Here is a 21,225-nt window from a genome sequence, read left to right on the forward strand (position 1 = left end):
ATCAGTCGAGCAGTGACACCAGCCGTGGTTCGATTGACTGAGTGTGCACGTCGAGCAACGCCAGCGTGACAGGCAGCTTGAAGCGTCGACGTCCGGCACTACCGGGATTCAGGAACAGCCGTTCTCCACGCCAGTCGATGCACGGTTTGTGCGAGTGCCCGGTGATCACCAGCTTGATACGGCTATCAAGATTGGCCGCCACATCGGCGATGTCATGCACCAGCAAAACCGTCCAGCCGTTGATATCCAGGCGCAGGCAATCGGGTAACTCCCGCGCCCAGGGCGCGTCCAGGTCATTGTTGCCACGCACTGCATCCACCGGCGCGATTGCGGCCAATTGGTCGAGGATCTGCGCGCTACCGATGTCGCCCGCGTGAAGGATGCGATCACAGCCTTGCAGGGCGGCAATCGCTTCAGGGCGGAGCAAACCGTGGGTGTCGGAGATGATGCCGATTTTCATCGCGGGCGGCTCGAGCGGCATTCAGGTTCCAGAAAATCGGCAAGTAACGCGTTCAAACGGATGTCTCCTGCGCTGAGCTTTGTTGAACGAAGCGGTCGATCAACCACCTCGCAGCCGGCCCCGGTGGCAGATCCGTACGGTAAATGACGTCGAAGGCGTAAATGCCGCTTTTGTATTCCGGAATGTTCAGTTGCACGAGTCGGCCGCTCTCCAGGTCTTCCTGGACCATCGGGGCTGGCATGTTCCCCCAACCGATGCCTTCACGCAGCAGCATGTGTTTGGCGCCCAGGTCCGCCAGCCGCCAGGTGCGGTTACTGAGTACGGCGAAATCCTTGTCTTTGGTCAGGACCGAGCGATCGGACAGCACCAGTTGAGTGAACTCGCGCCCGGCGCCCGGAACATTCGAGTCGCTTGAGGTCAGAGGATGATTCGGGGCCGCCACTGGAATCAACTCGACACAGCCGACCCCCATTCTTTCGATACCGTCGATGCCCTCGTTCATGGGGCCACTGACGCCGATGATTGCGCCGCGGTTGATCACCCGTTCAGTGACCGCACCGAGGGCTTCCATATGCAAGTGCAGGGCAACGGTCGGGAACTCTTCGCGAAAGGATTTGAGTGCATCCACCACGCGCTCGGGGGGCAGCATGACATCGAGCACCACATGAACTTCGGCTTCGAGCCCCTGAAGCAGGCCTTTGACCTTGGCGCGTAAGCCATGAACACCGTTGGCAATGGTCCTGGCTTCGGCCAGTACGGTGCGGCCGGCATCGGTGAGTTGGGGTTTGCGGGTCGTCTGGCGGTCGAACAGCGACACACCAAGCTGCATTTCAAGATTGGCGATCGAGTAGCTGACAACCGAAGTGGCGCGATGAAGTTTTCTGGCGGCGGCTGCAAAACTGCCGACTTCCACGACCGTCAGGAACACCCGCAGTTGGTCCAGAGTCGGTGTTCCCGGGTCAGAGATCATGCCTGTTTCCTTGAATCAGACGTCGCTTGGCAAATTGCACGATTGAACTCCTTTACCGGTTATGCAGGTTTGCTTTTCTAATTTATCGAATCTAATGATCTAAATTAGTCAGCTATTCAGGTTAGCTGACGAAGAGCAACATTTCCTCACCAGGGCGGTTCCTGTCGAATCGCACCCAATTGAAGGAAATACCTCATGACGACTTCCGCAAACATCGCTCAAACAACCACCTCTGAACAGAGCCGTTCCGACGTGACCCAAGCCTCGGCCGCGTTGATCGGCCGCGTACTGCTCAGCGCAATCTTCATCCTTTCCGGTTTTTCGAAACTCGCCGCTCCGGCCATGATGGTCGGCTACATCAGCTCTGTCGGGCTTCCTCTTCCACAATTGGCACTGGCGGTGGCAATCATTGTAGAGATCGGCGGCGGCCTGGCATTGATCGCCGGTTACCGCACCCGCACCGTTGCCGCCGTACTGGCCGTGTTCGGCGTGTTCACCGCGCTGGCGTTCCATAACGCACTGGGCGATCAGAACCAGTTCATCCACTTCTTCAAGAACATCGCGATGGCCGGTGGCCTGTTGCAGGTCGTGGCCTTCGGTGCCGGTCGCTTCAGCCTCGACGCCCGCCGTCGTTGATACCCCCGCGCTGCGCAGGGCCCGCTCCCTCGCAGCGCAATGCGTTCTCCCTTTTTATGAATAGTCGAGACCTCCATGAAAGCCCTACGTGTGTACGAATACGGCAGTCCTGAAGTTTTACGTCTGGAAGAGATCGCAGACCCAGTCGCCGGTGTTGGTGAAGTGCTGATCGATGTGGCCGGGGCAGGCGTGAACCCGATTGACTGGAAGATCCTGTCCGGCGCCATGAAGGCGTTCATCCCTTTGCCGCTGCCTTTTACCCCGGGCGTCGAAGTGGCCGGCACTGTCGTCGCGTTGGGGGAGGGCGTCACTGAGTTCAACATCGGTGATGAAGTGTTCGGCTTCATCAACATCGTCGGCGGTTATGCAACCAAAGCGGTTGCCCAGGTTTCCAAACTGGCGATGAAACCAACATCCCTCAGCATCGTGCAGGCCGGCGCGGTCCCCGCAACAGCCCTGACGGCCTGGCAGGCGCTGACCGAGCACGCTGGCGTGCAACGTCGCCAGAAGGTGTTGATCCATGCCGCGGCCGGTGGCGTGGGCAGCATGGCCGTGCAGATAGCCAAGTACCTGGGCGCTGAAGTCTACGCAACGGCCTCGGCACACCATCATGCCTACCTGAAGGAAATCGGAGCGGATTACACCATCGACTACACGACTCAGGCCTTCGATGAACTGGTGTCCGGCCTCGACGTGGTACTGGATCTGGTGGGTGGCGAAACACAAACCCGTTCGTTTGCAGTACTGAAAAGAAACGGTGTGCTGGTGTCGCCGGTAAGCGCTCCCAACATGTCGCTGGCCAACGACTACGGCGTGACACCCGCGAATTTTGCCACCCGTTCGGATGGCCGGCAGCTCTCGCTCATCGCCGAGCTGTTCGACAAGGGACACCTCACGGTCGACGTTGAGGCATACCCCCTGAGTGAGGCGAAAGTGGCGATCGGCAAAAGCATGGGCCGTCACTTACGGGGCAGACTTGTCCTCGATCCAACGAAGTAAGTTGTCGCCAGTCATCCCCGACAGGATCAGGCAAGTTGTCAGAAGGATCTGACTAACTGGCCGACCGGCGTTATCCCTACTCTGGACTGGCAGCGAGACACCGTTCTCGCGTCACCAGGCACTCAAGTGAGGGATTAAAGTCATGTCGAACATCTCGAAAAAAGTCGTTCTGATCACGGGCGCGAGCAGCGGTATAGGCGAGGCGACAGCGCGCCTTCTAGCCAGCAAGGGCGCGCACGCCGTACGGAGCGCCTCGAAATACTCTGCGCCGAGATCAACGCCAGCGGTGGAAGTGCTCACTTCCATGCATTGGATGTCACCCGTCGAGCCGATGTACAAGGGTTTGTCGATTTTGCTTCGGACCTGTATGGCCGGGTCGATGTGATCGTCAATAACGCCGGGGTGATGCCGCTGTCGAAACTCGAGGCACTGAAAGTCGCCGAATGGGATCAGATGATTGACGTCAATATTCGCGGTGTCTTGCATGGTATCGCGGCCGGTTTGCCGCTGATGCAAAAACAGCAATCAGGCCAGTTCATCAATATCGCGTCGATTGGCGCCTACACCGTCAGCCCCACGGCGTCGGTCTACTGCGCGACCAAGTTTGCGGTGCGCGCCATCTCGGAAGGATTGCGTCAGGAGGTCGGCGGGGACATTCGTGTCACGGTGATTTCGCCCGGCGTGACCGAGTCTGAATTGGCCGAGAGCATTTCCGATGAAGGCGGGCGGGCCGAGATGCGTGAGTTCCGCAAGATCGCCATCCCTGCAATGGCCGTCGCGCGCGCTATCGCTTACGCCATCGAACAGCCTGCCGATGTGGACGTCAGTGAACTGATTGTCCGCCCAACGGCCAGTCCGTTCTGAATCGAGGGTTTGAACATGACGGTTAAAAAATCTGCTGAACAAGACAAGTACATCGGTATGTGGGTCACGGCTGACGGGCTCATTCGGCATGAGCTTTTACCGGGTGGTCGATACGATGAAGCCCGGGGCCGGAAGGCGAGTGCCTACCAGGGGCAGTATTGGCTGGAAGGTGACCACATCGAGTACGTGGATGACACCGGCTTCACGGCTGATGGGGAGTTTCGCGACGGGATCCTGTATCACGCTGGCATGATTCTTTTTCGCGAGATGTAGAAGCCGAGCATTGTAGTGGCGGCTGCTCATTGGAACCAGAGTGAGCACAGCCGCCACCCGCCATCGACTATCGTTCTTGTACCCGATCTACAGCTCGCCTCACCTGGCTCAACAGGTGATCGACATCCTCGGCAGTGGTGGCGAACGAGGTGACGAAGCGAACGACATTCGGTCCCCAGCGATCATGGTAGAACCCGAAGCCGGCCTTTAGCAGCGCTTCGATTATTGCCGAGTCCAGCCGACAGAACAGGATGTTCGCCTCGGTGCCCCCGAGCACGTCAACGCCGCTCAAGCCTTCAAGTCCCTGGGCCAGACGCTGGGCGGCAGCGTTGGCTTTGCGTGCGTTGCGCAGCCAGAGATCGTCGGTCAGGTACGCATCGATCTGCGCCGAAAGGAAACGCATCTTGGAAAACAGATGACCTGCGCGCTTGCGCCGGTAACTCATCTCGGTGGCGAGCGAGGTGTTGAACAGGACGATGGCTTCCGCCGCCAGCACGCCGTTCTTGGTGGCTCCGAACGACAGGGCATCCACGCCGGCCTTCCACGTCATCTCGGCCGGTGAGCATCCAAGCGACACCAGGGCGTTGGCAAAGCGCGATCCATCCATATGCAATCCCAGGGAAGAGGACTTGCAGACGTCGCCAATGGCTGCGATTTCATCCAGGGTGTAGATGCTGCCGACTTCAGTGGCCTGGGTGATGCTGACGCAGGCGGGCTGGGTCGTGTGCACGTCGCCGACTTTGTCGCGAGTCCGCTCGCGCAGACGAACGATATCCAGCTTGGCCGCGGGGCCGTCGACGGTCATCAGCTTCGCGCCGTTGGAAAAGAACTCCGGCGCGCCGCATTCATCGTTGTTGATATGACTGGCCGGATGACAGTAGATATTGCCCCAGGGTGGCGTCATCGCGCTCAGGCACAGGGCGTTGGCGGCGGTGCCGGTGGGCACGAGAAAAACCTCCACGTCACGCTCGAAGATCTCGCAGAACTTGCGCTGGACCTGCACCGTCAACTCGTCGGTGCCATAGGGACTCGCCTGCCCCGTGCTGTGTTTGACCAGGGCTTGTGCCACCTCCGGCGATGCACCGGCGATGTTGTCACTTGAAAAACCCAGAGCGGGCGGTCTGTTTGTTTCACCGTTCATCATCCAGTTCTCGGCTGCGCAGGCGAAGGTGTTTCGCCCGGATTGGCGCATCCTATGGAGAGGGAAGGTTGTTGCGCTTGTAAAAAATTGACGGTTGCCTGGTAGTCGACGGCCTAAGTCCTGTAGCGCGATGGCGCGACGCCGAATGCCTGTCGAAAGGCGCGATTGAAATGGCTTTGATCGTAAAAGCCGACGGCGTGGGCGACCTCGACGATCGGTTGTCCGCTGCGTGATAGCAGGCCACAGGCCCGTTCGAGACGCAGGCGAAGCAGCCATGCGTGCGGCGTCATGCCAATGGTCCGCTTGAACTGCTTGAGGAACGGGAAGCGGCCCAGCCCGCACAGGCCAGCGAGATCATCGAGGGTGATTCGCTGATCGATGTGGCTGAAACAATAGTCCCTGACACGAGACCATTGCAGGGGCGATAGCGTGCCGGTAATCGTTTCGGGCCTGGTCGCCCGTGACTGGCTCAACAGGTGTTCAAGGAGGGTGATCCATTGCGTCTGCAGCGCCAGGCTGCCTGGCCCAACGGCCTGCTGCATCGCGTCGTGCAACCCGCGCAGGTTGCCGGCAAGCCCCGCGTCTTCCAGCAACACACCGGTCAACTCAAGCTCTCTCGATTGACCGCTGATCTCCTCGGTCAGGCTCGCGACCAGCGCCTGGGACAGACGGAATGTCTTGAGCGTATAAGCGTCGCCGCCCTCGGGCACACCATCGTGGATTTCACCCGGCGGCATCAGGGCAATCCGTCCCGGACCTAAAAGAAACGACTCGCCTTTGGATCGATGACGCTGGATGCCCTCGGTGACCAAACCAACGTGGAAATCGAGGTGGTAATGGCGATCGAAACCGCTGTCTACAAAGCGTGCGGACCCCAGCACCAAGCCTGGTACTTCGGACACGTGATGGTACTTGGCATGCTCAGTCATGAAACCCGTTCAACAATCGGCGAGGAGGGCGAGGCACCCAAAGTTTAGGTCCGCAAGCGCTATAGATCCATGGGTTTCCAGCAATTGGCCTGAGGTCGTGCATGAGTCATTGAGTGGCAACCGAACTCGCTCGCCATGAGGATGTTGCGCAGCAAGTGACGACGGCTCACTTGTCCGCTGCGCAACGTCCGGTAGCCGCCCCTAGCTTTGTGGCACCACCCGCGCTTCGTTGCCCGCACCCTCGACATAAACGTTCATGCCTTTTCTCAGCACCGGGTTGATCGGCTGGGTCACTTGAACCAGTACGCCGCTCTGGGTGCGAACGATGATCTGCTGTGCGTCCACGGGCTGATCATATTTTTTCTTTTCGACGTAGTTGCCGCCTGCCGCACCCGCGAGGGCACCGGCGACCATGGCCACATCCCGGCCGGTACCCTGGCCGATCAGGCTTCCCAGGGCCAGACCGCCAATACCCCCCATTATGGCGCCGACACCGCTATCGTGATTGGTCTGCATCTGGGTCTGTGTAATTTGCTCGATCTTCCCCGAGCGAATTTCCATCTCGCCAGCGCCTCCGCTCCCGGCGCCCACCGCGGCACAGCCGCCAAGCACCAGACCCAAAAGCGTAATCGTCAGCCAGGAAGCGATTGTGTTCATCGTCGAACTCCATTTTCAGAGGAAGTGGATCATGCAAACGCATCCATTCACGTTAGACGAAAAAGTCCGGTGCATGCGCTTGTTTGGCTGCGCACAGCGCTTGAGGTGGGTGAATCAGAACGCCAGGCGCGGATAAGCGGGCTTCACGCGCTGTTGACACAGCGTTTCAGTAAACAGGATTCTCTGGAGTTCGGGTTCATCCCTCTGGGCCGACCAGGTGCAGTCATGGGCATCAGGGGCAGACGGCTAGCCCAAAGACGCCACGCTATTAAGCAAGGTCTTGACCAGTTGCGCCTGGCGCGTGGCGCCAGTCTTGGCGAACACACCGCGCAAGTGGGCGCGCACGGTGTTGCGCGAAACCCCGAGCGCTTCGGCCGTCTCATCGAGGGTCTGGCCGTTCATGACCAGCATGGCCACTTCGGTTTCCGTGCGGGTCAGTTGGAACAGGCTACGCAGCAGGTCGCGCGAGGCTTGGGGCGAGTCGGCGGGATCGCGGATGAACACCACCACTGCCGGGCGTCGGGTGCTGTTGTGGGTCTGGTAGTTCATGGCAATCGGGCGCAGCAGCAGGTTCAGTGGCATCTCGCCGCTGGGCCGCGACAAGGTCAGGACTTGCAGGTCGTCGAGGCCGCGCGGGCGCTGTTTCAGCACCGCCTGGATGGCCTGCTGCAGTGTGCGGTTCTCATGGCCGGCGAAGGCACTGAGCTTGTCGTGCCTGCATTCCAGGCCGTCATGGCTGTCGAACAGGCGCTGGGCGGCGCGGTTGCAGCGCATCATCCGACCGTTCTCGTCGAGGATGGCCGTGCCCACCATCAGGCGGTCGATGGTGGCCGCGTAGAGCTGGCGTTCGGCATCCAGTTGGTCCACCGCTGAGTGCAGGTCCACTGCCTGTTGCAGGTGCGGCAACAACAGGCGGATCAGGTTGATCTGCGCCGGGGTGAACGCTTCGCTGGCGTGGTCGCGGCAGGCGAACAGCGCGCAGTGCATGCCGGCGGTGGTGCGCATGTTGGCCACCAGCACATCGCGCAGGTCCAGTGGCTGCAGGTAGTTGCGGTAGAAATCATGGGCCAGCCACGCCTCTGTGCCCAGCACCTGGTCGGCACTGGCCACTTGGTCTGCGGGCCAGTCGAGGAACGGGCAGATCGAATAGAAATGCTCGCTGTAGGAGGGCTCGCCGGGCAACAGCGTGCCATGCACCGAGGCATTGACGATCAGCCCGGGGCGTTCATGGTCGGGATTGCGCAGCACCAGGGTGAAGAAACTAGCGGCGAAGCGCTGGCGAAGCGCTTCCAGCAAGCTGGCCCAGGGCGTGGGCTCCAGCGTGCCGTGGTAGACCAGCCCGAGCAGGCTGCTGAGCTCGGCAGAGGGGATGTCGATGCTGGCGTGCAGGTCCGGGCAGGTGGAAAAGGGCAGGGTCATGCGCGCCTCTTTGGCTGCGTGTTGTCATGGGCGAGTATCGACCGGGGTCACGACGGCAAAATCGTCCGTTTGGCCTAGGGGGCGTTCTCAATTAGTTTCCCTACCGCGTTGTCGCCTTAAAGCTGGCCAGGCAAGGCGTAGGCCGCCGGGAATGGTTGTTCCCTTTCCAAGGCCTGCAACGCAGCATGGCCAGCTTTAAGGCACAACCCGAAGGGCCGGGCCTGCTGTTGTGCAGGGCTGTGTTGCTCGAAGCTGATTTGGAATGACCAAACTGCGCTTCTCGCGCCTTGCCCTGCACAACAGCAGACCCGGCGCGGTAGGGAAACTAATTGAGAACGCCCCCTAGGCACTGACGGGCGCAGCGCATACCCAAGGGGCAAGGCTGCGCCCGGTAGCCGTTACAGCCCCAGCAGGGCCTGGACGATGCGTTCGGCGGCGGCCTCGGCAGACTCGTGCTGGGTGTCGATATGGATGTCCGGCGCCACCGGCGGCTCGTAGGGCGAGTCGATGCCGGTGAAGTTCTTCAGCTCACCGCGCCGGGCTTTGAGGTACAGGCCCTTGGGGTCGCGCTGCTCGGCCAGGGCCAGCGGCGCATCGATGAAGATCTCGAGGAAGTTGCCGTCGCCGGCCAGGCTGCGGGCCATGTCACGCTCGGCACGGAACGGCGAGATGAACGAGACCAGGGTGATCAGCCCGGCATCGAGCATCAGCCTGGCCACCTCCGAGACCCGGCGGATGTTTTCCACCCGGTCGGCTTCGGTAAAGCCCAGGTCGCGGTTCAGGCCGTGGCGCACGTTGTCGCCGTCGAGCAGATAGGTGTGCCGGCCCAGGGCATGCAGCTTGCGCTCGACCAGGTTGGCGATGGTCGATTTGCCCGCGCCGGACAAACCGGTAAACCACAGCACCCGCGGCGACTGGCCCTTGAGCGCGGCGTGGGCCTCGCGATTGACGTCGATGGCCTGCCAGTGCACGTTCTGCGCACGGCGCAAGGCGAAGTGCAGCATGCCGGCACCGACCGTGCGATTGCTTAAACGGTCGATGACGATAAAACCCCCGGTATCGCGGTTGTCGGCATAGGCATCGAAGGCGATCGGACGGTCCAGATGCAGGTTGCATACGCCAATGCCATTCAGTTCCAGGGTCTTGGCCGCCAGGTGCTCCAGGCTATTCACATCGACCCGGTGCTTGAGGTTGGCGCAACTCATGCCGATGGTCCGACAACCGATCTTCATCAAGTAAGGACGCCCGGGCAACATCGGCTCATCGTCCATCCACACCAGAGTCGCCTCGAACTGGTCGGCCACTGCCGGTGGTGCGTCGGCCAGAGCAATCAAGTCGCCACGGCTGATATCGATGTCATCCTTGAGAACGAGGGTGACAGCCTGGTTGCACAGGGCTTGTTGCTGTTCCCCGGCACTACCGAAGATCGCGGTGACCTCACTCTGTTGCCCTGATGGCAGCACCCGAATGCGGTCACCCACGTTGACGCTGCCTGCGACAACGTTGCCGCAGTAGCCACGAAAATCCAGATTGGGACGGTTTACCCACTGTACGGGCAGGCGGAACGCTGCCTCGACTTGTCGAGCCTGCTCCAGAGGGACGTTCTCCAGATGCTGGAGCAGGGTCGGCCCCTGATACCAGAGGGTGTTCGCACTGGCTTCGAGCATGTTGTCGCCACGTAGCGCAGAGAGCGGGATGCACTGAATGTCATGCAGGCCGATCTGCGTGGCGAACGCGCGATACTCGGTTTCAATGCGTTCGAACACCGCTTGTGAAAAGCCCACCAGGTCCAGCTTGTTGATGGCGACAACGACCTTGCGAATGCCCAGCAGCGACACCAGGTAACTGTGCCGACGGGTCTGCGTCAACAGGCCCTGGCGAGCATCGATGAGGATCACCGCGAGGTCCGCGGTCGAGGCGCCAGTGACCATGTTGCGGGTGTACTGTTCGTGGCCGGGGGTGTCGGCGACAATGAACTTGCGCTTGTCAGTGGCAAAAAAACGGTAGGCCACATCGATGGTGATGCCTTGCTCGCGCTCGGCGCTCAGGCCGTCGACCAGCAGGGCGAAATCCAGTTCGTCACCCTGGGTGCCGAGTCTTTTCGAGTCGGCTTCGAGCTGGCCAAGCTGGTCCTCGAACAGCGCCTTGGACTCATACAGCAGGCGGCCGATCAAGGTGCTCTTGCCGTCGTCGACACTGCCACAGGTGATGAAGCGCAGCAGTTGCTTGTTCTGCTGTTGTTGCAGGTAGGGCGTCAGGTCGTCATTGCGTGCATCGGTGATCGCGTTCATCAGAAATACCCCTCTTGTTTCTTCTTCTCCATGGAGCCCGCCGAGTCGCTGTCGATCAGGCGGCCCTGGCGTTCCGAGGTGCGGCTGACCAGCATCTCGCTGATGATCGCCGGCAGATTGTCGGCGTCACTGTCGATGGCGCCGGTCAGCGGGTAGCAGCCCAGGGTGCGGAAGCGCACCTTGCGCAGTTCCGGGGTTTCTCCGGGCCGCAACGGCAAGCGCTCGTCATCGACCATGATCAGCGTGCCGTCACGGCGCACCACCGGGCGCTCCTTGGCGAAGTACAAGGGCACGATGGGGATCTGTTCCAGGTAGATGTATTGCCAGATATCCAGCTCGGTCCAGTTCGACAGCGGGAACACCCGCAGGCTTTCACCCTTGCGCTTGCGGGTGTTGTACAGGCGCCAGAGCTCCGGGCGCTGCTGCTTGGGGTCCCAGCGGTGCTGCTCGGAGCGCAGCGAAAACACCCGCTCCTTGGCCCGCGACTTTTCTTCGTCGCGCCGGGCGCCGCCGAATGCGGCATCGAAACCGTAGTGGTCCAGGGCCTGCTTAAGGCCCTGGGTCTTCCACACATCGGTGTGCAAGGCCGAGCCGTGGATGAAGGGGTCGATGGCCTTTTCCACGCCTTCGGGGTTGATGTGCACCAGCAGCTCCAGGCCCAGGCGTTCGGCGGTCTGGTCGCGAAAGGCGATCATTTCGCGAAACTTCCAGGTGGTGTCCACGTGCAGCAGGGGGAAGGGCGGCTTGCCCGGGGCGAAGGCTTTCATCGCCAGGTGCAGCATGACCGCGCTGTCCTTGCCGATGGAGTAGAGCATCACCGGGTTTTCACACTCGGCCACCACTTCGCGGATGATCTGGATGCTTTCCGCTTCCAGCCATTGCAGATGAGTCAACATCGGATACCTCCTCGTGTTCTGCCGGGATTGGCGCCGGCTGAACACCACGGTAGGTAAAGCACCGCCGGCGCTTCTTCGTCTGCTCGGACGAAGAGGCGCCGGCAGTTGAAGGTCACGCGACGGACGCGTACAGCGTCTCGGCACGGATCTTCAGGGCGTGGGCAACGGCATCGAACCCTTGTTTGACCCAGGCGCCATGATCGGTCATGACCTGGTCGGCGGTGGCGCCGAGGAACTGGTCGGTGGTGTGGTAGCGGCAACGGGCCGCGCCGGTGTGCTCGATGTGCTGCTCGCGACGGGCAGCGTCGGGATTGTCGGCGTTGGCATACATCTCCCAGGCGAGCAGCCGGTGGGGTTCGAAGTCCGCCAGGTACTCGATCACGTGCAGCAATTCACCTGGCCGCCCCGGATTGGGCAGAAACAGATTGACCGGTTCGCCCAATCGCAAGCTGGACTCGATCTTGACGGTGTAGGGGTTCCACTGCGGATAACGCACCAGGTCGATCAGTACCGACCAGACAAATTCGGCCGGTGCGGCGATGTCCACGGTCACTGAACGGACCAGGTTTTTCTCTGCGGTCATGGGTAACTCCTCTGAGGATGACTCCGCGCCACGAAACTGCGGTGGGGAGTAAGCCAAGGGCTCAGGCGCGATCCTCGCCGCTCACGGTGGACGGCTCCTCGTCCGTGCGGACTAACCGGCGATTTAGTCCGCTTGGACGAAGAATCGGCAAGCGGGTCCTCCCTAAGGTCACTGGCAGCGGCGGACTTTCCGCCAACAGAGGAGACCGACATGGTTACAGACAGGATCGATCAGGAGGTACTCAGCGGCGAAAGCTGGAACCTCTTCTGCGAGCAACTGCGACGTAGCGGCGAGCAAATATTGCGCGCCGAGGCTCCGGCCGATGTGCAGACCCGCGCCGAAGGTTTTCGCTATCTCACGCGGTTGCTGCGCATTGCGCTGGAAATGCACCTGGAATTTGCTGATCCGGACTTCCCGGGCTTCATCACCCCCTCCCATGAAACGGCGAAAATTGGCGCTGACAACCCCGATAATTTGTATAGCTATGCGCGCCTCAACGGCGCGCACGAGTATCGGGTCAGCGGCCAGCGCGGCAGTGTTGCCTACCTCAGTTTCGGCTCCCAGAAGGGGGGCTATGAGACAGATGGCAAGATGATCCAGACCGGCTTTCTCGATGCGGGGATGTTGCAGTCGGATGCCGAGGGCAACTTCGAAATCATCCTCAGCCAGCACCCGCCTGGCATCGGTAACTGGCTGCGGCTTGAACCGCAGAGCAATGCCCTGATTGTCCGCCAAACCTTTCTGGACCGTAGCAGCGAGCAGCCGGCGCAACTGCGCATTGAACGTCTGAATGCCCGCCAGACACCCGAACCGCTGGATGCGCCGCGCTTGCAACAAAGCCTGCAGCGGGTGGGCAGTTTCGTCGAGAACACCGCGCGGTTATTCGCCGACTGGGCTCAGGGTTACCAGAAGCACACCAATCAACTGCCCGCCGCCGACCAGGCACTGTGCCAGTCGGTGGGAGGCGACCCGAACATTTTCTATTACCACTCTTACTGGGCGCTGGCGGATGACGAGGCATTGCTGATCGAGGTCGATCAGGTACCCGACTGCGATTTCTGGAATGTGCAGATCAACAACTACTGGATGGAGTCGCTCGACTACCGCTATCACCGCATCTGCCTGAACAAACAGTCGGCGCAGCTGGAGGCGGATGGCCGCTTGCGCATGATCCTCTGCGCCGTTGACCCCGGTCTGGCGAACTGGCTGGAAACTGCCAGCCATCCGCATGGCACCCTCTGCCTGCGATGGGTGGGAGCAAAGCAGCCGGTGCAGCCAACGACACGCGTGGTCAAACTCAATGATCTGAAGGAGCTTGTGCGATGAGTGCCAATGACTTCGCCCTGGATGCCTTGCTGGCTGAAGCCTGCGCACGTGCGGGCGGCCTCGACGATTTCGGCCCGGGCGATTTTCGCCAGGGCCTGGTGGTGCTGGCTGACGCCCTGGAGAAAGAAGCGCGGCTATCACCGTCGGGGCGCGGACTCTTGCGTGAGAAGCTGCTGGCGCAACTGGTCAACCGTCTGATCATCGAGGATCACTGTCGGCGTTACCCACAAATCCTCGAACTGGAAATCAACGACCCACTGGTGATCGTCGGCCTACCACGCACCGGCACCACGCTGCTGCAACGCACCCTGGCGGTGGACCCACAGTTCAGCAAGGCGCAGTGGTGGGAGACCCGTTACCCTGCGCCATTGCCGGGTGAAACCCTGGAACAGCCGCTGCTGCGCATTGCCCGGGCACGTGACGAAGTGGCGGGGATGATTGAGTTCCTCCCGCAGTTACTCGCCATTCACCCCCTCGATGCAGAGCAGCCCGATGAAGAATTCATGCTCATGGAGCACTCGTTCCTGTGCGCCATGGACTCCTATGTCAACGTGCCGAGCTATACCTCGTGGCTTGATCGCCAGGACCAGACCCAGGTTTATCAGTATCTCAAGCGAACCCTGCAATTCCTGCAATGGCAGCAAGCACGTCGTGGCATCGAGCCTGGCCGTCGCTGGTTGCTCAAGAGTCCTCAGCACTTGCATACCCTGGAACTGCTGTTCGAGGTTTTCCCGAAAGCGCAGGTGATCCTCACTCATCGTGAACCGGCCAAGACCATTCCCTCCCTGGCCAGTTTTATCCATACCCTCTGGATGCTCTACAGCGACGAGGCCGATGCCGAGGCCGTTGGCGAACAGTGGAACCGGCGTATGGCACGTGCTCTGCGCCACACCATGGCGGTCCGCGAACGCATGCCTTCCGAACGCTTCCTCGATGTGCATTTCGAGGACACGCTGGCCGCACCGCAAGCCGTAGTCGAGCGTATCTATCGTTTTGCCGGCCTCGAGCAGACACCGCAGGTCGAGATCGCCATGGGACGCTGGCTGGCGGAAAACGGCCGTGAAAAACGAGCTGTACATCACTACAACCCCGGCCAGTTCGGCCTCAGCGAGGACATGTTGCAACGTGATTATGCGGAGTATCGAACCCGGCATATTCCAGCCTGAAACCTGTGCTGGTCAGACGCTGCAAGTCGCCCATAACAATAAAAGGATTCACTCATGCTATTGAAAGATAAAGTCGTGATGGTCTCGGGCATCGGCCCCGGGCTGGGTATCAAACTGGCCCTGGAGGCCGCGCGCGAAGGGGCGCGGGCCGTGGCCATCGGCGCCCGCGACATGGGCCGCCTGCTTGAGGCGCAACAGCGCATCAAGGCGGTTGCCGGGCATTGCCAAGTGCTGTGCGTGGCCACCGACATCACCGATATGCAGGCCTGCAAGCGTTTCGCCGAAGCCACCCTCGAGCAATTCGGCCGAATCGATGCGCTGATCAACAGCGCCTTTTCCCATGGCGGTTTCCAGGCGGTGGACGAGGCGAACAACGACCCGCTGCGCGAGGCGCTGGAGGTCAACCTGCTGGGCTCGCTGAACATGAGCCGCGCGGTGCTGGCACCCATGCGCGCGCAGGGCGCGGGGGCGATCGTCATGATCAACACCCTGGGTGTGCGCAAGCCGTATCAGGGTGGGGCGGCCTATGCCGCGTCGAAAAGCGCCCTGGCGGCCAGCGTGCGCTACCTGGCCAGCGAGCAGGCGGCCCACGGTTTGCGGGTCAACGCTCTGGCCTGTGGCTGGATGTGGGGCGAGCCGGTGCAGGCCCTGGTACGCCAGACGGCTGCTGCCCGGGGTGTCAGCGAAGAACAGGTGCGCTCCGAGTTCAGTGTCGGCATCCCCGGTGGGCGCATGCGCAGCGACGAGGAGTGCGCCCGCGCTGCGTTGTTTCTGGCTTCGGACTACGCCAGTGCGATCAATGGCGCGCAACTCGATGCCAACGGCGGCGAAGTGATGCACTGACAGTGGAGATAAAAATGATTGATCACTGTGCCTTCAATGGCGATGCAGACGGCCTCTGTGCCCTGCAGCAGTTGCGCCTGGCGGGCGAACTGGATTCGCAGGTGCGTCTGGTCAGCGGGGTCAAGCGCGACATCGAGCTGTTGTGCCGGGTCCACGCCGGGCCCGGCGAGCGGGTCACGGTGCTGGACGTGGCCCACGAGCAGAACCGCGAGGCCACCCGGCGCCTGCTCGACGGCGGCGCCCGGGTACGCTACTTCGACCACCACTTTGCCGGCGAACTGCCGCGGCACCCGGCATTCGAGTCCTTCATCGACACTGGCGCCCAGGTGTGCACGAGCCTGCTGGTCAACACCTACCTGGACGGGCGTCATCACCGCTGGGCGGTGGCCGCCGCCTTTGGTGACGGCCTGACCGGCCCGGCACGGGCGCTGGCGACGCAGCATGGCCTGGCCAACGATGAGGTGCAGGCCCTGGAGGAGCTGGGCCTGCTGCTCAACTACAACGCCTATGGTGACAGCCTGTCGGACTTGCACTTCGAGCCGCTGGCGCTGGCCGCCGAGCTGCTGCCTTACTACGACCCGCTGGACTTCATCCGCCACAGCACAAGCTTCACCACCCTGCGCATGGGCCACGCCGCCGACATGGCCGCTGCTGCAGGCCTTGAACCCTGGCACGAGGGCCGGGGCGCGCGGCTGTACCGCCTGCCCGCGCAACCCTGGGCGCGGCGGGTCAGCGGCGTGCTGGCCAACCAGCTGGCGGCCGGTTCTCCGCGCAAGGCGATCGGCTTGCTCAGCGCCAGGGCGGACGGTGACTGGGCGTTCAGCCTGCGGGTACCGGAGGAGGCCGGGCTGGCGGCGGATGCCTTCTGCCGGCAGTTTCCCACGGGGGGCGGGCGCAAGCGTGCTGCCGGGATCAACCGTCTGGCCGACACGCAGTTGAAGGAAGTCGCCGCACGCCTGCTCGATTGCTATCGCTGAGCCAAGAGCAACGCCCCGAACGGATCGGTCGGGGGTGTTGCTTGTCACCAGGAGTCAGCGCTGCAAGCGCCTGGACCGCTCGATCCAATATAGCTTGAATGCAGTCTTATATTCCATAAAGGAAGTACAAAGTATTTTTATAGTGCGTTTTAATCTATTCAGTATTTTGAATCGATTGGAGCACTTGTCTGTGAACACTAAGGCGCTTTTACCTTTTGGCTTGGCATTACTGGCTACCTGCTCGACGGCTTTCGCGGGCGCCACTCTGGATCGCGTAACCAGGAGCGGGGAGCTGACCGGCGTTCTGATGGAAAGCTATCCGCCATTCTCCTTTCTCAATGAACAGAACCAACTGGACGGGTTTGACGTCGATGTCGCCAAGGCTGTTGCGCAACGGCTAGGGGTGAAGCTGAAGCTGCAAACACCGTCCTGGGATGTCATCGCTGCCGGACACTGGAACGGACGATATGACATCTGCGTCTGCTCGATGACCCCGAGCAAGGCACGCGCCGAAGTGTTCGACTTCCCGGTGGAGTATTACCAGTCACCTGCCGTGATCGTGGTGAATGCCAAAGACCAGGACATTGTCACGGGCAAGGATCTGTCAGGTAAAAAAGTCGGTGTGATCAGTGCGTCGACCTATGAAGCCTATCTGAACAAGGATCTGGTGATCGAGGGCGCCGAGGACAAGCCGTTGAGCTATCCATTCGAAAGCGTCCAGGTCGCGCCATACGACAACGAAACGGTAGCCTTCCAGGATCTGGCCTTGGGCACAGGCGTGCGTCTGGATGCCATGGTCACCAACCTCATCACCGCTCGCGAACGCATCGCCCAGGATCCTCGCTTCAAAATTGCCGGCGACACGCTGTATGCAGAGCCCAACGTGGTCGCGATTGAAAAGGGCGATCCGCAATGGAACGCCAAAGTCACTGAGGTCGTCACCCAACTCAAGGCCGACGGCACATTAAGCAAGATTTCACAGAAGTGGATCGGTGCCGATATCAGCCAATGACAGCCCTCAATCCACACCCGGCCAAGACGGCTGTCGCCCCCGAAGCCGAGACGCGTCGTTTCAGCCCGCTACTGGGTTTTCGCTCTCGCCTGTATTTGACCTGGACCGTGCTGTTCGGCCTGTGCGTCATGTTTTTCATGAGCTTCGATCTGAAGTTCTCAATCATTCTGCAGAAGCTGCCCAACCTGGTCGGCCTGCATTTGGGGCCTGACGGTTTCTTGCAAGGCGCCGCGCTGACGCTGTTCTTGTGCTTCTGCTCGATCTGGCTTTCGTTGCTCCTTGGCTTCGTGACGGCACTGGCGCGCCTGTCTCGCAGTGCAGTGGCTTTCGGCATTGCCAGTTTCTATGCGTCCTTTTTTCGAGGTACTCCGCTGCTGATCCAGATCCTGCTGATCTACCTGGGTCTGCCGCAGTTGGGTGTTGTTCCTGGCGCCATCAGTGCGGGGATCATTGCGCTCTCGCTCAACTATGGTGCCTACCTCAGCGAGATTTTTCGTGCCGGTATCATGGCTGTAGCACCCGGGCAGCGCGAAGCGGCGATGGCCCTGGGTCTGAGGCCGGCGGCAACGTTCCTGCATGTCGTCTTGCCGCAAGCCATGCGCACGATCATTCCCCCGACAACCAGTCAGTTCATTTCAATGCTCAAGGACTCCTCGTTGATATCGGTGATGGGCGTTTGGGAAGTGATGTTCCTGGCGCAGTCGTACGGTCGCTCGTCCTACCGCTACATCGAAATGCTCACCACCGCAGCCGTTATCTATTGGCTCCTGTCCATTGGATTGGAGTTGATACAGAACCGTCTTGAACGCCACTACGGCAAAGGTTTCAAGCATCAGCGCTGACCCGCTCCGTTTAATGACTTTTTACAGGTACTACGATGTCCGATCCAAAACCTCTGTTGTTTGCGTTATACGAGCAAGCCAGTGTTGGCTGTGGCGGCGCGCCGAGCCTCTGGACGCACCCGGCTGACGAGCGACTGACCATCAACTCGCTGGGCTACTGGTCGAACCTGGCACGCATCGCCGACCAGGCTCATCTCGACATGCTGTTTTTTGGTGATGTGCTGGGTTTCTACGATGTGTTTGGCGGTAATGCCGACGCGGCCATGAAGTGGGCGGTGGAAGCACCGGCCAACGATCCGTTGATGATCATCCCGGCATTGGCCGCCGTGACGGAAAACCTCGCCTTCGGCGTCACTGTGACCACCAGTTACGAGCATCCTTTCACCCATGCCCGGCGCTTCAGCACGCTGGACCACCTGACCAATGGCCGGGTCGGCTGGAACATCGTCACCTCCTACCTGACCAGTGCCGCCCGCAACTTCGGCCTGGAGCAGATGATCAAGCACGATGATCGCTATGAACGCGCAGAGGAGTTTCTCGATGTGGTTTACAAACTCTGGGAAGGCAGCTGGGCAAACGATGCCGTGGTGGCCGACAAGTCTCGCCAGGTCTATGCCAAGGGCGATCGCGTGCGACCGATCAATCATGTTGGCGAGCACTACCGGGTGGCCGGGCCGCATTTGACGTCCCCGTCACCGCAACGCACACCCTTGCTGATCCAGGCCGGTTGGTCAGGCCGTGGTCGCGAGTTTGCGGCCAAGCACGCCGAACTGATTTTCATCGCCAAGTCCAACCCACTGGAGATTCGCCAGGGACTGGAAGATATATGGACGCAGGCCAGGGCATGGGGGCGTCACGCTGAAGATGTTAAATCACTGACGGTACTGCGCATCGTCACGGCCAGGACCGAGATCGAAGCTCAACGCAAATATGACGAGCTGCAAAGCAACTATCACTTGCAGGCGCAACTGGTTAGCTATGCCGGTGATACCGGTATCGACATCAGCCGCTACGCGGACAGCGACGCGTTGTCCACTCACACCGAAGGAATGACCTCCTACGTGATGCGTCCCGATGGCAGTGGCAAGCCCTTGACCGCCGGCGATGTCAAACAGCGCTTTGCCAACGTCACCCGGGGCAGTGATCTGATTCTGGTGGGAACACCGCAACAAGTGGCCGACCGGATCGAAGAGCACGCCCGTATTTCCGGCACCAGCGGCTACATGCTCAACCCGCTGATCAGCCCGGGCAGCCTTGAGGACTTCGTTGAACTGGTCATTCCTGAACTGCAAAAACGTGGTTTGTATCGCACCCAGCCACAGAGCGGTACTTTCCGTTCGCGGTTACGGGACGATGGCGCTAACCATTTACCAGATTCGGCCTACGGCGCTTCATTCCGCTTTGATAAAGGTTTTCAGGACGGGGCAGTCTAAAAAAAGGGGCTCTCCAGAGGCTAATGCCAGTCAGTTAAGCCCGGGACACTGTGGGAGCGAGCTTGCTCGCGATGGCGGACTGTCAGATACATTGATTTTGAATGTGCGACTGTCATCGCGAGCAAGCTCGCTCCCACAAGGTTTGCGGTGTTCAAACACTTAACTGACGGGCATTCTCTCCAGAGGCCCCTTTTGTGGGCAAATGTCCTGATCAGAAGTATTTGAGCCATCCGATATCGCGACGGCGTGACTTCAATGCCGCGAACCAGCGCACGGGTAAATACAGGGATAAAGCCAAGAGCACCGCCGTCAGCCACACAGCCCAAATGCCGTCGAAACCGAAAAAAATTCCCTGGTTCAATCCGAACAACGCCACGCTGACCAGATACAGCGTCTTGAGTAAGTAAAGGTGGAGCAAGTAGAAGAACATCGGCGCCGCACCAAAGACTGCCAATGCATTGACCCACTTGCGTTGTTGAACCCGTTCCAGGGCACGAAGCAGTAACAGGCCCATGCCCAAGGTCAGCGAAAGGAACAGCAGGGAGGGTGGGTATTTTGTAATGTTGAAGAAGCTCATGAGGGTTTGCGTGAGGCCTTCATGGGCGACCCAATGCGCCTCGCCATAACCATTGACGGTTCGCAGTGCGACAAATCCGATCAATGTCCCGGCCCCTGCCAGCAGCAGATTACGTTGACGCTCCGCGGCCAAAACCTGGCCAGCAAACCAGGGGCCGATACTGTATCCAAGGGCGATCACACCGATCCACGGCAGTACAGGATACGAGGTGCGCAGACGCAAGCTGTCGGAGAAGTCGATCCAGCCGCGATCATGCAGAATCGCCCAAGGTATATGCATGGGCGAGCCTGTCGCGAAGTGCACATTATCCAGCAGGTTGTGCCCGGCCACGATCACCAGACCCAGGCAGCACAGCATGGACCTGGGTAACCAGACCAGTCCGGCCAGGGCAATCATGCAGATGCCAATGGCCCAGATCACTTGCATGTAGATCGCCGTAGGCGGGAACTGAAAGGTCCAGGCGAAATTCACCAGGGTGAACTCCAGCAGTACCAGGAACAGACCGCGCTTGAATAAAAAGGCTGACACATCGCCCTTGCCCTGGTGCTTTTGGCCATACAGGTAAGCGGAAAGTCCAGTGAGCAGTATGAAAATCGGCGCACACAAATGGGCAAGTGTGCGGCTGAAAAATAGCGCCGGCTCAGTGGAGCCGATGTCCATCGGGTCTGTTACCTGACGGTGCAAAAAGAACGTCTCGCGCACGTGATCCAGCAGCATCAGGAGGATTACCAGTCCCCTCAGGGCATCAATGGACAGCAGGCGTTGGTTCAAGCGTGTGATGGGTGGGATATGAGTAGAAGTTGTCATCGAATGTCGCAAGCAAGGAGTGGATGGCTCTGCCAGTGGCGACTGACAGTATATATTTGTATAAGGTATAACATAACACGCCCACCAAGAACGACCGCCTGATTGCGTTGATAGCTGTCTACCG

20 protein-coding genes and 1 pseudogene are annotated in these 21,225 nt (G+C 60.4%); 11 read left to right on the plus strand and 10 right to left on the minus strand.

Features of this window, described 5'->3' with window-relative positions; translation table 11 throughout:
• Position 1: 1 nt before the first annotated feature.
• Positions 2 to 460: a metallophosphoesterase family protein gene (locus WHX55_RS14655; RefSeq protein WP_150755348.1), complete on the minus strand. Its 459-nt coding sequence runs from the start codon at positions 458 to 460 to the stop codon at positions 2 to 4.
• A 52-nt stretch (positions 461 to 512) separates the two neighbouring features.
• Entirely contained in the window at positions 513 to 1,430 is a 918-nt protein-coding gene (locus WHX55_RS14660) for a LysR family transcriptional regulator (protein WP_353742961.1), read from the minus strand.
• Positions 1,431 to 1,625: 195 nt separating this feature from the next.
• On the opposite strand from WHX55_RS14660, the gene WHX55_RS14665 reads away from it, so the two are divergent.
• The 4 genes and pseudogenes from WHX55_RS14665 (at position 1,626) to WHX55_RS14680 (ending at position 4,202) form a co-directional block, all read left to right on the plus strand.
• A complete protein-coding gene (locus WHX55_RS14665) occupies positions 1,626 to 2,066 on the plus strand; it encodes a DoxX family protein (RefSeq protein ID WP_151213460.1) in 441 nt (146 codons plus the stop codon).
• A 75-nt stretch (positions 2,067 to 2,141) separates the two neighbouring features.
• Positions 2,142 to 3,065, plus strand: coding sequence for an NADP-dependent oxidoreductase (locus WHX55_RS14670; protein WP_353742962.1), 924 nt, complete (start codon positions 2,142 to 2,144; stop codon positions 3,063 to 3,065).
• 142 nt (positions 3,066 to 3,207) lie between these two features.
• Positions 3,208 to 3,929, plus strand: a pseudogene (locus WHX55_RS14675) (SDR family oxidoreductase).
• A 15-nt stretch (positions 3,930 to 3,944) separates the two neighbouring features.
• Positions 3,945 to 4,202, plus strand: coding sequence for an Atu4866 domain-containing protein (locus tag WHX55_RS14680; RefSeq protein WP_353742963.1), 258 nt, complete (start codon positions 3,945 to 3,947; stop codon positions 4,200 to 4,202).
• Positions 4,203 to 4,269: 67 nt separating this feature from the next.
• Here WHX55_RS14680 and WHX55_RS14685 read toward each other — a convergent pair whose 3' ends face one another.
• The 7 genes from WHX55_RS14685 to WHX55_RS14715 form a co-directional block, all read right to left on the minus strand.
• Entirely contained in the window at positions 4,270 to 5,346 is a 1,077-nt protein-coding gene (locus tag WHX55_RS14685) for a low specificity L-threonine aldolase (protein ID WP_224789644.1), read from the minus strand.
• 110 nt (positions 5,347 to 5,456) lie between these two features.
• The gene (locus WHX55_RS14690; RefSeq protein WP_353742964.1) at positions 5,457 to 6,272 is read right to left on the minus strand and encodes an AraC family transcriptional regulator; all 816 of its coding nucleotides are present in this window, start codon (positions 6,270 to 6,272) and stop codon (positions 5,457 to 5,459) included.
• Positions 6,273 to 6,473: 201 nt separating this feature from the next.
• Complete coding sequence (locus WHX55_RS14695) at positions 6,474 to 6,929, minus strand: glycine zipper 2TM domain-containing protein (protein ID WP_353742965.1); 456 nt, start codon at positions 6,927 to 6,929, stop codon at positions 6,474 to 6,476.
• A 246-nt stretch (positions 6,930 to 7,175) separates the two neighbouring features.
• Complete coding sequence (locus WHX55_RS14700) at positions 7,176 to 8,348, minus strand: helix-turn-helix transcriptional regulator (RefSeq protein ID WP_353742966.1); 1,173 nt, start codon at positions 8,346 to 8,348, stop codon at positions 7,176 to 7,178.
• 398 nt (positions 8,349 to 8,746) lie between these two features.
• Positions 8,747 to 10,639: a sulfate adenylyltransferase subunit CysN gene (gene cysN, locus WHX55_RS14705; protein WP_353742967.1), complete on the minus strand. Its 1,893-nt coding sequence runs from the start codon at positions 10,637 to 10,639 to the stop codon at positions 8,747 to 8,749.
• Positions 10,639 to 11,535 (minus strand): sulfate adenylyltransferase subunit CysD, encoded by an 897-nt coding sequence (cysD, locus tag WHX55_RS14710; RefSeq protein WP_150723865.1) that lies wholly within the window; start codon positions 11,533 to 11,535, stop codon positions 10,639 to 10,641. Before cysD ends, cysN begins: the two co-directional genes overlap by 1 nt.
• Before the next feature lie 112 nt (positions 11,536 to 11,647).
• Positions 11,648 to 12,118, minus strand: a complete 471-nt coding sequence (locus WHX55_RS14715; RefSeq protein WP_353742968.1) for an SRPBCC domain-containing protein — start codon at positions 12,116 to 12,118, stop codon at positions 11,648 to 11,650.
• Positions 12,119 to 12,328: 210 nt separating this feature from the next.
• Between WHX55_RS14715 and WHX55_RS14720 the strand changes: the two genes are divergently transcribed.
• The 7 genes from WHX55_RS14720 (at position 12,329) to WHX55_RS14750 (ending at position 19,717) form a co-directional block, all read left to right on the plus strand.
• The gene (locus WHX55_RS14720) at positions 12,329 to 13,444 is read left to right on the plus strand and encodes a DUF1214 domain-containing protein (protein ID WP_223446899.1); all 1,116 of its coding nucleotides are present in this window, start codon (positions 12,329 to 12,331) and stop codon (positions 13,442 to 13,444) included.
• Positions 13,441 to 14,610, plus strand: coding sequence for a sulfotransferase (locus WHX55_RS14725; protein ID WP_353742969.1), 1,170 nt, complete (start codon positions 13,441 to 13,443; stop codon positions 14,608 to 14,610). The genes WHX55_RS14720 and WHX55_RS14725 overlap by 4 nt, the downstream gene beginning before the upstream one ends.
• Positions 14,611 to 14,664: 54 nt before the next feature.
• Positions 14,665 to 15,453 carry an SDR family oxidoreductase gene (locus tag WHX55_RS14730; protein ID WP_353742970.1) on the plus strand — a complete coding sequence of 263 codons (789 nt, stop codon included), beginning with the start codon at positions 14,665 to 14,667 and terminating at the stop codon, positions 15,451 to 15,453.
• Positions 15,454 to 15,467: 14 nt separating this feature from the next.
• Positions 15,468 to 16,430, plus strand: a complete 963-nt coding sequence (locus tag WHX55_RS14735; RefSeq protein ID WP_353742971.1) for a DHH family phosphoesterase — start codon at positions 15,468 to 15,470, stop codon at positions 16,428 to 16,430.
• Between the two features lie 190 nt (positions 16,431 to 16,620).
• On the plus strand, positions 16,621 to 17,442 hold the full coding sequence (locus tag WHX55_RS14740; RefSeq protein ID WP_150755351.1) for an ABC transporter substrate-binding protein: 822 nt from the start codon (positions 16,621 to 16,623) through the stop codon (positions 17,440 to 17,442).
• A complete protein-coding gene (locus WHX55_RS14745; protein ID WP_353742972.1) occupies positions 17,439 to 18,284 on the plus strand; it encodes an amino acid ABC transporter permease in 846 nt (281 codons plus the stop codon). The genes WHX55_RS14740 and WHX55_RS14745 overlap by 4 nt, the downstream gene beginning before the upstream one ends.
• A 35-nt stretch (positions 18,285 to 18,319) precedes the next feature.
• Entirely contained in the window at positions 18,320 to 19,717 is a 1,398-nt protein-coding gene (locus tag WHX55_RS14750) for an LLM class flavin-dependent oxidoreductase (protein WP_150758559.1), read from the plus strand.
• 211 nt (positions 19,718 to 19,928) lie between these two features.
• Here the strand turns inward: WHX55_RS14750 and WHX55_RS14755 are convergent, their stop codons facing one another.
• Positions 19,929 to 21,101, minus strand: coding sequence for a heparan-alpha-glucosaminide N-acetyltransferase domain-containing protein (locus WHX55_RS14755; RefSeq protein WP_353743052.1), 1,173 nt, complete (start codon positions 21,099 to 21,101; stop codon positions 19,929 to 19,931).
• Positions 21,102 to 21,225: the final 124 nt, after the last annotated feature.

The sequence above is a fragment of the Pseudomonas fluorescens genome, assembly GCF_040448305.1.
Taxonomy (GTDB): Bacteria; Pseudomonadota; Gammaproteobacteria; order Pseudomonadales; family Pseudomonadaceae; genus Aquipseudomonas; species Aquipseudomonas fluorescens_BH.